Genomic DNA, 15,052 nt, shown 5'->3' with positions numbered 1-15,052 from the left:
CTAAAGCTAAAAATGGTTTGTGTTGCGGCTTCACAAAAAGGGTCAACATATAAATTCTGATATTATGAAATAACCCCGTTAAGGAGTCCTTAACGGGGTTTAGGGGATTTTATCAATGTTCATGTTATTAGTTGCAACAGTGACTATGACCACCAAATATCTGACGCAGCTTCTTCTATGATTACGTTTTTTAGATTTTTAACAGCCTGATTGAAGCCTTCGTCAATTGACATAATGGGATCTTCATGTTCAATACTGATTACATGATCGTAGCCATATGTTCTCAATGCACTTACGATATTAGACCATTCCTGGATGCTGTGGCCATAGCCGACCGACCGGAAAGTCCATGCACGGCTTTGGACACTGGAATAAGGCTGCATATCCGTTAATCCATACATATTTACGTTATCCGGGTCGATGTAAGTGTCTTTAGCATGGAAATGATGAATAGCGTTGGCCTTGCCCAGTATTTTTATCGCAGCAACCGGGTCAATTCCCTGCCACCACAAATGACTTGGATCGAGATTGGCACCGATAGCATCACAAGTAGCTTCTCGTAATTTAAGCATCGTATAAGGCGTGTGGACCAAGAATCCTGCATGAAGCTCTAAACCAATTTTAACACCATGATCTTTTGCAAATTGGCCTTGTTCTTTCCAGTAAGGAATCAGTTTTTCTTCCCATTGCCACTTTAACAAGTCAGAATACTCGTTTGGCCAAGGGGTTACAGGCCAGTTTGGATATTTTGCATCTTCCTTATCGCCTGGTATCCCTGAAAAAGTATTCACGACTGGTACATGAAGTAAGGATGCCAGCTTCATTGTTTTGATAAAAGTATCGTGTGATTCTTGAGCAAACTGCTTATCCGGAGAAATTGGATTTCCATGGCAGCTGAATGCACTGATCGTTAAACCGCGGGAAGTCACTTTATCTAAGTATTCCATGCGCTTTTCCTCGCTCGCCAGTAATTCATCCAAATTGCAATGAGAGTTGCCAGGATAGCCTCCTGTTCCGATTTCCACTGCCTTTAAACCTGAATCGTGGACATGATCCAGCATCTCATCAAATGTTTTTCCTGAAAATAAAACGGTAAAAACGCCTAGCTTCAAGGTTCTCGTCCTCCATTCATCATGTGATGGAATTTCTAAAATGCGCTATCACTTGACGCATCTAATTACTGCTTTAATAAATCGCATTATTGATTTTGTATAAAAATGCAGGGATATATCTGCCTCCGCCCACATTCTTTATTTTGTCATGCCTGCACCTTCACAGTTCGTTTAGAGGCATTGGCTTCGATAGCCGCTAAAATGACTTCTAATGACTTCTTGCCTTCTTCACCGCTGATCGGAGGCTCTGTATCATTTTTGATTGATTGGATGAAATTTTCAATTACATGTGTATTTTTCTGGCCGCCCGATTCATTAGACTGGATTTTTCCTAATGCATAACGAACCACTTCTCCATTTTTGTATTGAACTACTAATGAATAATCAGGATTATCTTCAAGACGGAGGATGGCTTTTTCTCCATAAATAATTGTTGAGTTATCTTCTGCCGCTGTGTAGGACCAGCTTGCAGCTAAAGTGCCGACAACTCCGCTTGCTGTTTTTAAAATAAAGACAGCATTATCATCGACATCTATACCCTCGCGAGTTGTTTCAACAAAGCTGGCGACTTCATCGAAATCTTCACCTAATAAGTAGCGGAGAAGATCTGCTTTATGGATGCCCAAATCTCCCATTGCACCTATAAATGCTTTTTCCTTTTTAAAGAACCAGCTGTCCCTTCCTTCCACACTCCAATTTTCTGGTCCACCATGGCCAAAAGTCGTTCTAAAGCTGAAGACTCTTCCAATTTCACCTGTTTCAATCAACTTTTTAGCTTTGGCATGAGATGGAACGAATCGCTGATTATGGGCAATCATCAGTTTTTTGTTATTTTTGTGGGAAGCCTCAATCATTTGTTCTGCTTCTTCTCTAGAAGTAGCCATCGGCTTTTCACATAAAACATGGCATCCTGCATTTAAGGCTGCAATGGATACAGGTGCATGAAGGACATTAGGCAAACAAACGCTTACAACATCAATGTCTTCCTTTGCAAGTAACTCTTCATAGTTTGTATAGGCCTTTGCATTGTATTTCTCAGCCATTTCATTGGCTCGTTCTTCCACAATGTCACAAACTGCAGTGATTTCCACTTCAGGATGTGCTGCATATTCTACTAAATGACGATGCCTTGCAATACTTCCACAACCAATAACTGCTGCTTTCCATTTTTTCATAGTCATATTCCCCCTTTAGTTTTTTTCTGAGATTTTTTCTAAGGGCTGTGCATTTCCATATTCATGAGTCGCAGTCTCGCTAGGCTTTGCCCACTGAACCCCATTTTTAATTACACGCTGTACATCGGCGTTATAATAAGTTTTATACGTTTCGTGTCCAGGCCTAAAGTAAAAGATTTTTCCTTTCCCACGTTTAAACGTGCAGCCGCTGCGAAAAACTTCTCCGCCTTCAAACCAGCTAACAAAAATAAGCTCGTCCGGAGTAGGAATATCAAAATGCTCTCCGTACATTTCCTCTTGCTCCAGCTCAAAAAATTGTCCTACGCCTTCAGCTATTGGGTGTGTCGGATCAACAACCCAGATCCGCTCTTTTTCGCCAGCTTCGCGCCACTTAAGATCACAGGTTGTACCCATTAACTTTTTAAAAATCTTTGAAAAATGGCCTGAATGAAGGACCACCAGACCCATTCCTTCCAAGACTCTCTTTTGTACTCTCTCGACAATATCATCCTTCACTTCACCATGAGCTTTATGGCCCCACCAGACGAGTACATCCGTTTCGTTTAATACATCTTCTGTTAAACCATGTTCAAAGTCATCAAGAGTGGCTGTTTTCACTTGTACTTGTTCTTCTTGTAAAAATTCAGCGATAGTACCATGTATTCCGTTTGGGTAATTAGCTGTGACAACTGGATTTGTTTGTTCATGACGATTTTCATTCCATACTAGTACATTCATTTTAATTGTCTCCAATCCCGAAAATAGATTATTAGTATTTTAGGTTCGATCCAACTGCATATTAACTAATCAGGCTCATTCTTTTCCGTATAGGCTAAACATGATTCCCGTTCCTCTATGGTTGTAGGGATAATGACACTCTTTTTAACCATATCCGGGTGTTTGATTAAATCGATCAGGCCTCTGGCTGCCTCATTCCCCAAATGGTAAGTTTGTATATTCACTGATGTTAAAGGGGGGCTTGCTAGCTTGGACATTACGGTATTATTAAAAGCTAAAACACTGACGTCCTCTGGTACTTTTAATTTCATCTCTCTTAGGACTAACAATACAAATAAGGCATGGCTGTCATCCGTAACAAGTAAAGCTGTAGGTGGTACCGGCAAACTCATTAATTCTCTTACAACTTGTTTTCCTTGCTCACTTTGATCAATTAGGAAATTTTTCACATACCCCCCTTTCATGTCTATGTTATTTTCATTTAATGATTCCCTGTAACCATTGAAACGTGATTTTGATACTTCAAATCTAGGGTCTCCAGAAATAAAGCCGATCCTCTTATGACCCAGGCTTAATAAATAGTCTGTCGCTTCCTTGGCTGCAAGAACATTATCGTTGTCTACATACATGATTCTGTTTGTTTCATATGCAGGTTTCCCAATGACCACAAAAGGAATTCCGGACTCCAATAAGTAAGGAACCACTTTGTCATCCTTTTTGGAATACATGACAATCATTCCATCCACTTTTTTGCCTCTTACGATTTTTACCGTATCTTGAAAAATTTCTTCTTCTGACGCTCCGGACGTAAGACAGATGCTAAAATCTTGCTTACTACAATAATCACTGATTCCATTTAAAAATTCAGGGAAAACCGGGTTAAGAAGTGATGCACTTGTCGAGTTCTTCATCACAATCCCAATGGTTTGTGATGATTTCTGAACAAGGATCCTCGCATTCAGATTAAGATGGTACCCAAGCTCATCCATTACTTTCCGAACCTTCTTTTTTGTTTCCTCACTAATGGTAGAACTATCAGAAATAACGCGGGAAACAGTGGAAGGCGCGACCCCAGCTTTTTTGGCAACATCCTTAATTGTGATAGACATATCTTTTTTCATCCTTCTAATTTATTCCAAACAAATAAAAGAAGATTTGAAACTTATTAGCACCATCTAGTTTTGCTGCTCATCCAATGGATTTGAACTCTCAGTCATTGCTCCATGATATAAGAGGATCGATAGACTACTGCCAAAACCTAAATACTTTCAACTACTTTTTCATCACTCTTCTTGTTTACAACCTAGTGGGACACCTTCAGAAAGTTTGCCTTCAACTCCTTCAGCAGGAATTGGCAGGATACCATATTCTTTTCAGCAAATTCTGGACCAATGTCATTGATAGAGCTTATGTCCAATTACCCCGCTGCACCAATGCATCTTTTTTATTCAACCTGTGCACAATAGTCCAGCCTTAATTCAGGCTGTCCAGAATACTCAGCTTGCATGTCTAACATTCTTTTCCATTCTTTGCTGTGATTCCGCATTGAATCCTTCTACACCATCATGGTTAAAATAAGGTGCAATGCAAACGTTTGCTAAACGTTTCTAAGGACCGATGTTTTTTTTAATGTAAAGTCCCTTCAAGAGCCGCCTGTACTGCTTTTGTTTCTGACATATCTGCAAGGTAATCTCTGTATTGTTCAACCTCAGATGATTCGCCTACGTCCCCTGAAGAAAATGATGCTTTAACTGATGCAACCTAGTCATTACCGCCACCAGTTTATCATTGATTTTTACGGCAGATTTTCCTTTTCGAATTGCTAAACAAGTCTTCAAACCAAGTCTTGAACTCTAGATTGTATTGAATGACAAACAACCGTTACTTTCTTGATGCCCCTTACTGCTAGATGAACATCCAGACATTAGTACTCTAGTAGCTAAACCTGCAGAAGCAACACCGATAAAGCTTATTGCATTTCATTTTTCCAATCCCCACATTATAAATGTTCGTTATCTTGCTAATGAATTCGTTTGCATAAATTCAGTGCTTAAAACTCACTCAAACAAGCTTTTACATCCATATCGAACTTAATAAACTGCGTATTAAAGCTTTAAAACCACTGTTTTATTCAATGCAATTTTTTTGATAACGTTTGCATAACCTATTGAATTTATAGTAACATAATCGTTAAAACACAACAATATATTCTTTGATAATTCGATCAATTAATTCATTATCTTGATTGGTGACCTGTTTCCTGTCCGCAGCCACCAGCTGCTGAATATGTCACATCATCACATAATAATTCACACGAAAAAGGAGCTTAATTCTAAGCTCCTTTTTACGGTATTTTTACTAATTAGGACTGTTTACCCCATGTATCACAATGGTGATTCGATTTTATTGTTCAACTCTTCTGCTTGGCTCATAAAGGAAGCCATATTGGCATTTATAGTAATGTTTAATCCTAACCCAACTTCCCGAAGTGTAGCCCGTAATTTTTCAAAGTCCTGTTTATCCTCATCGGTTAAATCAGCAAAGCGATATAATTCATCATTTGGATATTGGTTTAATTTGGAATATAAACGTTCAAGAATTTTCTTGTCACTTTCAGACAACGTTCCTATTTGCTGTCCAGCAGTCATTCCAAGCCAAATCCCGTTTAATACATCGCCTAATTCAGTTGTAACCAAGTTGGGTTCAGACCAATTATCCTCCATCTGTTTAGCAATCGAACCTTCCAATTCCACTAAATTATTTTGTACTTCTGTAACAAGAATTTGCTCCTTGACGAAGTTCATCTTTACCATTCCCACAGCAACAATTGCCACTAGTAATATGTTCACACCTATTGATATTCCGAAAAGCGATTTTCTTTTTTTATTCATTTAGACCGCCTCCCTTTACCATAAAAATCCAACGTTAATCCATCTTGCAATTGAATTCTGCTTCTTTACTGCGACTCGAGAACCTGCCCAAGTTCTCGTCGCAATGCATTCGTGTTAACTTGTTCAACTTGAGTATCCTTCATTTTATACTTCTCCTTGATTTGGAGGATTCTTGTGACGCTGTCATTGATTCGTTCTTCTTGGATCTCACCTTGTTCAACTGCTTCCTTCAAAGCAGAAATCACCTTCACGATTTTTTCGTAATCGTGAGCAACCATGATAATATCACTGCCAGCAACAACTGATTTCACAGCGGCACTCCCAATATCATAGTTTCCCGCAATGGCGTCCATTGTCATATCATCGGTAATGATGATGCCGTCATAACCTAATTTCTTTCTTAAAATATCTGTCATGATGACTCTAGACATGGAAGATGGAAAGTCTTGGTCTATTTTTGGAAGGAGAATATGGGCAACCATCACCATTTCTGCCCCTTCATTTATAGCTTTCTTAAACGGTATCAACTCAAGCTCTTCTAGTTCTTCGATCGATTTATCAACAGTTGGCAACTCTAAATGAGAGTCGACAGATGTATCGCCATGTCCAGGGAAGTGTTTGATCGTTGGGATGATGTTCACGGACTGTATTCCCTTCATCGTCGCAACTCCTAACTCACTGACGAGATTGGGATTGTTGGCAAAAGAACGATCTCCGATTACAGGATTTTTCGGATTGCTATTCACATCAAGGACGGGTGCAAAATCAATATTAAAGCCGTATGCTTTCACTAATTTTCCAAGTATAGCCCCTAATTCAAATGAGAAGGTGGGATCGTTCTTTTTTCCAACTTCCAGATTGCTCGGAATATCGATTAAGTTTCCTGGTAGCTTCGAAATCCTGCCTCCCTCCTGATCAATACCGAAAAACAATGGAACCTTATTGAAACTATTTTTCGCTTTCAGGGCATTGAGATAAGCTAGTGTTTTCGAAGAATCTGTGATATTTTCGCTGTTAAAAATAATTCCCCCTACCTTATAACCTTGAATTAACTGTTCAGCTAATTTATTTGGCTCTGTACCTTCTACGCCCGCAAAAATCATCTGCCCAATCTTCTCATCCAGACTCATGCTTTCGATTTTTTCGGGTAGAGTTGTTGAAGGCTCTAAAGCAACTACGGAAATATGATGCAATGTAGGATTCGGTTCTTTATTCGTTGGTTTATCAAGAATCCACTTTAATTGAAAACCGGCATTTACCTGGTAAATCAAAATAATTTGGTCATATTCGGTATCTTTGAAAAACTTGATCTCGCCCGGCTCTCCCAATCGATCGATGACTTCCTGATAATGAATTCCCTGTAACTCTTGATTGAAGGAACGCAAGTTAAAAGCTATATCATTGCGAAATCCAATTGTTATTTGCCTCTCTGAAAAGTCGGCAAAATCTCCAACAGATGTTTCTTCTATATTTTCAGGGGTTCCGAACAATTTCGTAACCTCTTCATAGCCCGTTTCGCCCGCGATAACTTTGACATCCATAAGCATTCCTTTTTTGGCCCTTAAAAAAATATCATCGACAATATTAGTTTCACTAGGCATTACAGGATCGTTTTCTGTAACCGATGGTTGCTCAGAATCCTTATCCTGAAAAAAAATAATAACTAATGCCTAAAATAACAATGGTTAAAAATAGAGTTAAAATTTTTTTGATCATTTTTCCCTCCTTAAGTGCCAGTCTTTCTAACTATATTAGACTTTAAAACAGCTAAATGGTTACGTTTTTTCACTCATTGCCTTTTTTACCATGAATTTTCCAAAAATAAGACGCTTGAAAAAATGGAACATCTATTGCCTTCCTATGCTCGACCAATAGACATCAACTGATGGCATCCATCCCCCACTTCAATCATTAATCAGTTCAACAAACCATATCCACCCTATCTCCATTCCCGAATGTGACGAGAGATCCGTCACTTTGTCCCTTCCCCTCGCTTCCAAAAATTCCCCCTTTACTTTATAATGAAAATATCCTAATAAGACGAAGGAGGTACTTCGTTTTGAAAAGTGAAACAAAATGGTATGGTTTACCAAAAGATAGTTTTTATCAGCTCATTAACATTTTTACAGAGTACTCAACTATTATAGACAAAGTAATTTTGTTCGGCTCAAGAGCAAGAGGTGACTATCATCTATCTTCTGATATTGACTTGGCTATTAAATTTAAAAACAAGAATGAGGAGCTTCTTCATATAAGCGATAGGCTGTCAGAAGCAAATATTATATACACCTTGGATGTCATGGAATATGATAAAATAAGCAATTCGGTATTGATAGACTTTATTGACAAGGAAGGCATCGTTATATTTTCGACAAACTCGAGCGGAAAATTGGTGGTTACTATGAACAAAATGATGGTAAAAATGGAGGATTTGGAAAGAGCTCTTTCCAAGTTGAAGGAAAGCCTTTCAAGAGACCCTGAACAGGATGACATTGTAATAGATGCTACCATTAAACGATTTGAATTCACCTATGAGTTATCCTGGAAGCTTATGAAGTCCTATTTAGAATATACCGGTGTGACAGATTTATCGAGTCCGAGAAGCACCATAAAAGCGGCATTCAAAGTAGGACTCATAACAGACGGTGAGCTTTGGCTAAAAATGCTAGAAGACCGAAACAGAACCCCTCACACATACGACGAATCTACCGCGTTAGACATATATAACAATATAAAAAACATATATATCACCTTATTAGATCATGCCTGCAAAACCTTAGAGAAAAATATTTCTCGTGATTAATGTTTGGAAGTTTTTAATGCGACGTCTCCTGTGTAGCTCTTATAGGAGACGTTTTTTTCCATTATATGAGTTTGTAGGCAATCAATAATTCTATTAATGAAATATATATCCTCATGTACCCACTTGAATAAAAATCTTTTCTTCGTGCGTCTTCTTATGCCAAAAAACGAAGAAACATCTATTCTAACAAAGAGAGCGTAGTTTAAATTTGATATAATCGAATTTTTGTGGGGACTAAATGATCACCTTTCAAATTCATTCGCTAACTTGGCTTCGTCTTGATGGAAAGTATCAGTCACCATACAAACAACATAATGCAAAGGTAGTATAAAATAAGAATTATATTTGAAATATGGCGAATGTTATAGAAAATTGCAAAAAATGGGTGGATTTTTAAAGGCAGAAAGTCTATTATAAAAAGGAAAGTTAATATTATGAAGATGGGAAGTATAGTATAGTATGGTATTTGATGGAATTATCCTATCGTTTGTCATTGCCTTATTCCGAAAAGGAAGTTTGAGAGGTTTATCAGACCTTCAGTTAAAAGCTGGGTGGATTTTTCCGCTTTTGTTGATTGTCCAGCTGGCTGTCTACTATTACCAAAATGATTATGAAGTATTAGGACAGGCAAGCGGAATCATTTATATGGTTGTTTACATACTAGGTTTGATTTTTTTGTTTATCAATCGGCAACATCAAGGGTTCATCATCATTTTCTTCGGGGTTTTTCTAAACTTCCTTGTGATGATACTGAATGGCGGCAGAATGCCCGTTTCAGCAGAAGCAGCAGCTATTCTCGACCCGAGTTTTATCCAAGCACTTGAAAATGGCCTATATGCAAAGCATGTGCTTTTGGATCAATCCACCAAGCTAGGAATGCTTGGTGACATCATCCCTTTAACTGCGCCCTACCCAAGATCTCAAGTCATCTCAATAGGCGATGTTGTAATGAATATTGGAATCTTCCTCTTTATTCAATACTTGCTGGTTCATTTACCAAAAAGGAAAGAGGCTAAAGATATCAACATGTCAACTGAAGGAGGTGAATTGAGATGAAAAAAGAAAAGCAAGGTTTCAAGATTACTTCTGTCCTTTATAATGTTGCAATTATTGGTTCTGCAATCATTGCATTAACTTCTGGTTTTAAAGTACTATAAAGCTTAGCGGGAGAAGTTTACTAAAACTTCTCCTTATATTTTGTAAATGAGAGTGATAATAAAATGCTTACAATCAAAAAACCAATTAATACATATATTTTGACAACCTCAATTTTAGGCATCTCAATATTTCTTTTATCCATAGAAACCTTCTCTTTTACTCTTTCTGAATGGGTAAATATACTTGCCCTAACTAGCTCTGTTCTATTGCTGAACCACTTTCTCATTCAGCTTCCACCAAAAGGGAATACACTTTCAATGGATTCCAGTATATTTTTAGCCACCCTTTTTCTATTCGGCCTTAATATCACTTTATTCGTTTTATTTTTGCATGGTTTAATCTTTGTCTTTACACAAAGAAAGAGTGAATGGTGGAAGCACTTGTTTAACTTTTCTATCTACTCTTTGATGATTGTCGCATCCTATCACTTTTTTATACAGACAGGCGGAATTGTAGGAAACATTCAGCTGACCAATCTAGTACCCTATCTTACCGCTTTAAGTTCTTACTTTGTAATTAATACCCTTCTAATCAGCATTTTCTTTTTATTGGCTGCTTCCGAAAGCCTGACTAAGGTTCTGGAAGGAATGTTGAATGAGACAATTTCCACCTATGTCAGTATATTATTACTCTCCCTGGCCCTGCTTATTTTGATTGATTCACAAGGTAATTTCGGATTATTTCTCTTTGTATGTATCTCCTTCTTGCTATCACAGGCATTCAAACAGCATTTTGAATTATATAAAGACATCTCCAATAAGGCTAACAAGGACTACCTGACTGGATTGAATAATCATGGCTATTTTAAAGAATTGTTTGAAAAAGAAATTTCCCTCTCAAGAGACTCAGGCCAACCCCTAAGTGTAGCTCTTCTTGATTTGGATGATTTTAAAAAATATAATGATCTCTATGGACATATTAAGGGGGACCAGCTTCTCAAAGAATTTGGAACGATTTTATTAATAGAATCTGGAGTTAAGAATTATATGGTTGCTCGATATGGCGGCGAGGAGTTTTCAGTTTTAATGCCAAATACTGAAGAAAATGTTGCCTATCAATTCTTAAATGATCTAAGGAAGAAGGTGAATGACACCTACTTCCAAGGTGTTGATGCACTGCCATATGGTTGTTTATCATTTTCAGCAGGTGTGGCCCAGTGGCAAAATGATACTTATAACATCACAGAGCTTTTAAATAAAGCAGATGAAGCGATGTATTTCGCAAAGGCTCAAGGAAAAAACCTTGTTCAAATCTATCAATCTCAATTAAAGAGCATCGATGACTCGCAATCTTTTGAAAAGCAACTTGAAGAAGCAGAACAGCAATTGAAAATTTTCCTTTCCAAAGATGTTTATACCTACAGGCATAGCAAACGGGTTTTCCAATATGCTGTTGACTTTGCCCGAAAGCTTGAGCTTCCTGACCATGAACGAAAGTTATTCACGCTTGGAGCACTAGTTCATGATATCGGAAAACTTGAGATTCCACGTGATGTCATCAATAAGAAGGGCAAGTTGGAACCACATGAATGGGAAATGGTTAAGAAGCATGTGACTTGGGGGAAGGAGATCATTTCTACGAACAAGGAACTTGAGGACCTGATCCCCCTTGTAGAGTTACACCATGAACGCTATGATGGCAAGGGCTACCCCTATGGTCTCAAGGGAGAAAATATCCCAAAACTGGCACGTCTCCTATGCATTATTGATTCTTTTGATGCCATGACGACAGAAAGACCGTACCAGAAGACAAAGTCCTTTGAGGAAGCAATTCAGGAACTCCGGGATTGTTCGGGCAATCAGTTTGATGCAAAGTATATAGAACCTTTCATCAAATTGATCGAGGAGCGTTATTTTTTAAAAACAAATAAAGAACTAGAAAGAAAACAATTAGCCCAATTAACAGCGGAGGAATCACCTGACTGATATCCTCCACCTTTTTCTATAATAGTCACTCTATCATTATTCCTGTTTTTCAAAAAGCAGGAAAATAGAAAAAAGTGCATCTTCACTGGTTCTATATTTAATCTCCCAATAACTCAATGCTCCCATTTATAATAAAAGCGAAGTTTCTGACAAATCAGCGCTTTGCAATCCTCCTATCCGGTCGGTACTTAGTAGAACTGATTAGGGAAATCAAACAGCGAGTTACTATCAAGAAGAACTCCTAGTATTTACAACAATTCCTTTTACCTACAGCAATTACCATTGCCGAGATTGGTGAAGATATAAATTCCTTTCCAATATCGCAACACCACCAAGTAAAAGCCAAAAATTAAATCACGAAGATCAGTTAAAAGCGTTCATCGTGCTTTCCTTCGCATAAATCGTCGATTGGCCTACTATAAAGATCGTCTCCGTACTTTCATTTTGACCGATATAGGTGATATATTGGATTTATGTGGATTTAATAGAAAGTGGTGATAAGGTGTTTGTACAAGAGCGGCATGAGGCAATATTAGACCTACTAAAGGAGAACCGTTCGTTGAAGGTGTCGGATTTGGTGAGCCGATTCAAGGTTTCGATTGAGACTGTGAGGAGAGATTTAGAGTTCTTAGAGAAAGAGGGTCACCTTAAGAGGGTTCATGGCGGGGCGGTGCTAGATGAGGTGAAGAGCCAGGAGCTGACTTTTTCGGTCAGGGAAACGAAGAATATATATGAAAAGAAGGAGATTGCAGAGATTGCTTCCCGATTTGTGAAGGAAGGGCAGTCGATTGCGCTTGATGTGAGCACTACCAATACCGAATTTACCAAGGTGCTAAAAACAAAGTTTGAAAGACTTACGGTTGTGACAAACTCCCTGCCAATTGCCGTTGAGCTTTCCGACATGCCCCATTACACGATCATACTTGCAGGCGGGGTCCTCCGCAACCAGGAGCTGTGTACGGTTGGTGAAATGGCTGAGAGCTTTATTTCCCAATTTCATGTTGATACGTTTTTCATGAGTACGAGCGGAATTTCCGTTACAGAAGGGCTGACCGATTACGGAATTGGCGAGGTACAACTCAAAAAGCGGATGCTCAAGTCAGCCCAGCAATGCATCGTACTGGCCGATAGCAGCAAATTCGATGTCGTCTCTTTGCTCAAGGTTTGCGACTTAAACAATATTGATGGTATAGTCACCGATTCACAGCTAAAACCTGCGATCGCCGCAAAATATAGAAACATCGGAATCGAAATTACCAATCACTAAACACTCTTTTTGCAAGAGTGTTTTTTTATGTGTGTTTATGTGCATTTACTTGTGATTATTAACGTTTAATTTAGAATTCCTTTACATTTCCTCAAAACTTGCAAGTTACAATAGTCTTGTAACTAAGTAGTAATTTACGATAAAGGAAGGTGTTAACTTGGAAAAAGCCAGTGATACAAAGATACAGCCGCCAGTCTCCTATCCTACGTTAAAGAAAAGGAGAAAACACGGCAAAATGACTTCGTCTTTCACCGGCCGTTTGGCCCATTTGTCCTGGGTGATCTTTTTCACGCTTCCCGCCCTTATCCCATTGTCTATTTTTTGGGTCTGGCCGATGCTTTACTCGCTTTATATAAGTTTTACAGACTGGGATTATATGAGCCCCACCTACAACCTGGTAGGATTACAAAACTATAGGAATCTTCTTGGGGATGAAGCCTTTTTCCAAGCTCTGTTAAACACAGTTTATTTTACAGCCGGCTCTGTCGTTCCAACAATTGCAGGCGGCCTGCTACTGGCAATGCTACTCCACAAAAAAATTCGTGGCGGGTCCATCTATCAGATGATTCTCTTTTCGCCATGGGTGACGCCAACTGTTGCCGTCTCAATTGTCTGGTCCTGGATTTATGAGCCAGAGGTCGGTCTGGCAAACTGGGCATTATCCCTTTTTCACCTTCCTCCTCTCGAATGGACGGGCAGCATGGAATGGGCAATGCCAGCCATCCTGATAGTCACCATTTGGAAAGGTGTCGGCTGGGCAATGATTTTTTATCTCGGTGCTTTGAAAAAAGTACCTGAAGAACTCTATGAATCAGCTTCACTTGATGGAGGAAGCGGCTGGAAAACGTTTCGGAACATAACACTTCCACTAATCAGCCCAACGACTTTCTTCCTGGTGATCATCATGACGGTCGAAGCGATTCAGGCTTATGATCAGATCCAGGTACTGACCCAGGGCGGTCCTGCGGGAAGCACACGAACAATCCTGTACATGTATTATCAATCTGCGTTCGAACAGTTCAATATGGGACAGGCAACCGCGGTTGCAACAATACTGGTTATTTTGACAGCTTTCTTGTCCCTCATCCAATTTTGGACGTCAAAACGCTGGGTTCACTACCAGTAATCGAAGGAGGAACACCATGTACAAAGCAAAAATGTGGACCATTACAGGGGCCCGTCATGCAGCCTTAATCGGTTTCAGCCTATTAATGGCCTTTCCCTTCCTGTGGATGGCACTAAGCGCTTTAAAAACCAATGAAGAGCTGTGGAACTTCCCAGAGGTTTGGCTTCCTGCCATACCGCAATGGCATAACTTCCTTGACGCATGGAATTCCGCGCCGTTTGGCCAGTACATTTTTAACAGTGCTTTCACTGCCCTTGTCATTGTGCTGGTTCAAACCCTTAACTCAGCAATGATTGCCTATGCGTTCACTCATCTTGAGTTCAAGGGGAAAAATCTGCTTTTTTCCCTGATTCTTGCGACCTATATGCTTCCTGCTGCTGCAACCTATGTCCCCAGCTATATCATGCTGGCTGACCTGAACATGCTGGACAGTTATAAAGGACTGATTTTTTCAAATGCGGCAAGCGTGTTCGGAATCTTTCTGTTCCGCCAGGCATTTTTGCAGATTCATCGGGAGGTGATTGAAGCAGCAAAAATCGACGGAGCCAGCCATTGGAGAATTTTATGGAAGATACTGTTCCCGCTTTCTAAGCCATCGTTTGCCACTTTCGGGTTAATCAGCTTTGTATCGATGTACAATAACTATCTCTGGCCCTCCTTGATCATAAAAGACGAAAAACTGCTCTTGATTACAGCGGGACTGCGCCAGTTTTTTGTCCAGGAAGGAGCCTATGGTATTAAATGGCCACTGGTGATGGCTGCCAGCACCCTTGCTGTCATCCCAATGCTTCTTTTATTCATCATTGCACAAAAATGGTTTATTAAAGGTTTAAGTGACAGCGGAGTAAAAGGATAAT

At 39.3% G+C, this 15,052-nt stretch carries 13 protein-coding genes; 6 read left to right on the top strand and 7 right to left on the bottom strand.

The genetic code is table 11. The annotated features are described in order from the left end of the window. Positions 1 to 143: 143 nt before the first annotated feature. The 6 genes from UB32_RS18425 to UB32_RS18400 all read right to left on the bottom strand — a co-directional run bounded on the left by UB32_RS18425 (position 144) and on the right by UB32_RS18400 (position 7,457). Positions 144 to 1,112, bottom strand: coding sequence for a sugar phosphate isomerase/epimerase family protein (locus UB32_RS18425; protein ID WP_044396546.1), 969 nt, complete (start codon positions 1,110 to 1,112; stop codon positions 144 to 146). 146 nt (positions 1,113 to 1,258) lie between these two features. Continuing rightward, entirely contained in the window at positions 1,259 to 2,287 is a 1,029-nt protein-coding gene (locus UB32_RS18420; RefSeq protein ID WP_044396545.1) for a Gfo/Idh/MocA family protein, read from the bottom strand. A gap of 15 nt (positions 2,288 to 2,302) precedes the next feature. Continuing rightward, positions 2,303 to 3,025, bottom strand: coding sequence for a ThuA domain-containing protein (locus UB32_RS18415; RefSeq protein ID WP_044396543.1), 723 nt, complete (start codon positions 3,023 to 3,025; stop codon positions 2,303 to 2,305). Between the two features lie 65 nt (positions 3,026 to 3,090). Continuing rightward, positions 3,091 to 4,146, bottom strand: coding sequence for a LacI family DNA-binding transcriptional regulator (locus UB32_RS18410; protein ID WP_347230928.1), 1,056 nt, complete (start codon positions 4,144 to 4,146; stop codon positions 3,091 to 3,093). Positions 4,147 to 5,409: 1,263 nt separating this feature from the next. Beyond that, positions 5,410 to 5,916, bottom strand: a complete 507-nt coding sequence (locus UB32_RS18405) for a hypothetical protein (RefSeq protein WP_044396540.1) — start codon at positions 5,914 to 5,916, stop codon at positions 5,410 to 5,412. Positions 5,917 to 5,981: 65 nt separating this feature from the next. After that, on the bottom strand, positions 5,982 to 7,457 hold the full coding sequence (locus UB32_RS18400; RefSeq protein ID WP_157841639.1) for a glycoside hydrolase family 3 N-terminal domain-containing protein: 1,476 nt from the start codon (positions 7,455 to 7,457) through the stop codon (positions 5,982 to 5,984). A gap of 518 nt (positions 7,458 to 7,975) precedes the next feature. Between UB32_RS18400 and UB32_RS18395 the strand changes: the two genes are divergently transcribed. Together UB32_RS18395 and UB32_RS18390 are read left to right on the top strand one after the other, a co-directional pair. Further along, on the top strand, positions 7,976 to 8,719 hold the full coding sequence (locus tag UB32_RS18395) for an HI0074 family nucleotidyltransferase substrate-binding subunit (RefSeq protein ID WP_084221910.1): 744 nt from the start codon (positions 7,976 to 7,978) through the stop codon (positions 8,717 to 8,719). Positions 8,720 to 9,178: 459 nt separating this feature from the next. Further along, the gene (locus UB32_RS18390) at positions 9,179 to 9,775 is read left to right on the top strand and encodes a DUF5317 domain-containing protein (RefSeq protein ID WP_044396537.1); all 597 of its coding nucleotides are present in this window, start codon (positions 9,179 to 9,181) and stop codon (positions 9,773 to 9,775) included. A 121-nt stretch (positions 9,776 to 9,896) separates the two neighbouring features. Here the strand turns inward: UB32_RS18390 and UB32_RS20595 are convergent, their stop codons facing one another. Further along, positions 9,897 to 10,103 carry a hypothetical protein gene (locus UB32_RS20595; protein WP_241768550.1) on the bottom strand — a complete coding sequence of 69 codons (207 nt, stop codon included), beginning with the start codon at positions 10,101 to 10,103 and terminating at the stop codon, positions 9,897 to 9,899. A 154-nt stretch (positions 10,104 to 10,257) separates the two neighbouring features. Here UB32_RS20595 and UB32_RS18385 point away from each other — a divergent pair, with 154 nt between their 5' ends. The 4 genes from UB32_RS18385 to UB32_RS18370 all read left to right on the top strand — a co-directional run bounded on the left by UB32_RS18385 (position 10,258) and on the right by UB32_RS18370 (position 15,051). Beyond that, entirely contained in the window at positions 10,258 to 11,802 is a 1,545-nt protein-coding gene (locus tag UB32_RS18385) for a bifunctional diguanylate cyclase/phosphohydrolase (protein ID WP_241768549.1), read from the top strand. A 457-nt stretch (positions 11,803 to 12,259) separates the two neighbouring features. Continuing rightward, positions 12,260 to 13,069 carry a DeoR/GlpR family DNA-binding transcription regulator gene (locus UB32_RS18380; protein WP_347230927.1) on the top strand — a complete coding sequence of 270 codons (810 nt, stop codon included), beginning with the start codon at positions 12,260 to 12,262 and terminating at the stop codon, positions 13,067 to 13,069. 235 nt (positions 13,070 to 13,304) lie between these two features. Beyond that, positions 13,305 to 14,195 carry a carbohydrate ABC transporter permease gene (locus UB32_RS18375; protein ID WP_044396554.1) on the top strand — a complete coding sequence of 297 codons (891 nt, stop codon included), beginning with the start codon at positions 13,305 to 13,307 and terminating at the stop codon, positions 14,193 to 14,195. 16 nt (positions 14,196 to 14,211) lie between these two features. Next, a complete protein-coding gene (locus UB32_RS18370) occupies positions 14,212 to 15,051 on the top strand; it encodes a carbohydrate ABC transporter permease (RefSeq protein WP_084221909.1) in 840 nt (279 codons plus the stop codon). Position 15,052: the final 1 nt, after the last annotated feature.

The sequence above is a fragment of the Mesobacillus subterraneus genome (assembly GCF_000934845.1).
Taxonomy (GTDB): Bacteria; Bacillota; Bacilli; order Bacillales; family Cytobacillaceae; genus Mesobacillus; species Mesobacillus stamsii.
This window is presented reverse-complemented; position numbering and strand designations above follow the sequence as displayed.

Bases quoted from the DNA above. Each gene is read 5' to 3' on its own strand.
- UB32_RS18420 (WP_044396545.1), bottom strand. From the start codon at position 2,287: ATGAAAAAATGGAAAGCAGCAGTTATTGGTTGTGGAAGTATTGCAAGG.
- UB32_RS18415 (WP_044396543.1), bottom strand. From the start codon at position 3,025: ATGAATGTACTAGTATGGAATGAAAATCGTCATGAACAAACAAATCCA.
- UB32_RS18410 (WP_347230928.1), bottom strand. From the start codon at position 4,146: ATGAAAAAAGATATGTCTATCACAATTAAGGATGTTGCCAAAAAAGCT.
- UB32_RS18400 (WP_157841639.1), bottom strand. From the start codon at position 7,457: ATGGATGTCAAAGTTATCGCGGGCGAAACGGGCTATGAAGAGGTTACG.
- UB32_RS18375 (WP_044396554.1), top strand. From the start codon at position 13,305: ATGACTTCGTCTTTCACCGGCCGTTTGGCCCATTTGTCCTGGGTGATC.
- UB32_RS20595 (WP_241768550.1), bottom strand. From the start codon at position 10,103: ATGAGAAAGTGGTTCAGCAATAGAACAGAGCTAGTTAGGGCAAGTATA.
- UB32_RS18390 (WP_044396537.1), top strand. From the start codon at position 9,179: ATGGTATTTGATGGAATTATCCTATCGTTTGTCATTGCCTTATTCCGA.
- UB32_RS18370 (WP_084221909.1), top strand. From the start codon at position 14,212: ATGTACAAAGCAAAAATGTGGACCATTACAGGGGCCCGTCATGCAGCC.
- UB32_RS18405 (WP_044396540.1), bottom strand. From the start codon at position 5,916: ATGAATAAAAAAAGAAAATCGCTTTTCGGAATATCAATAGGTGTGAAC.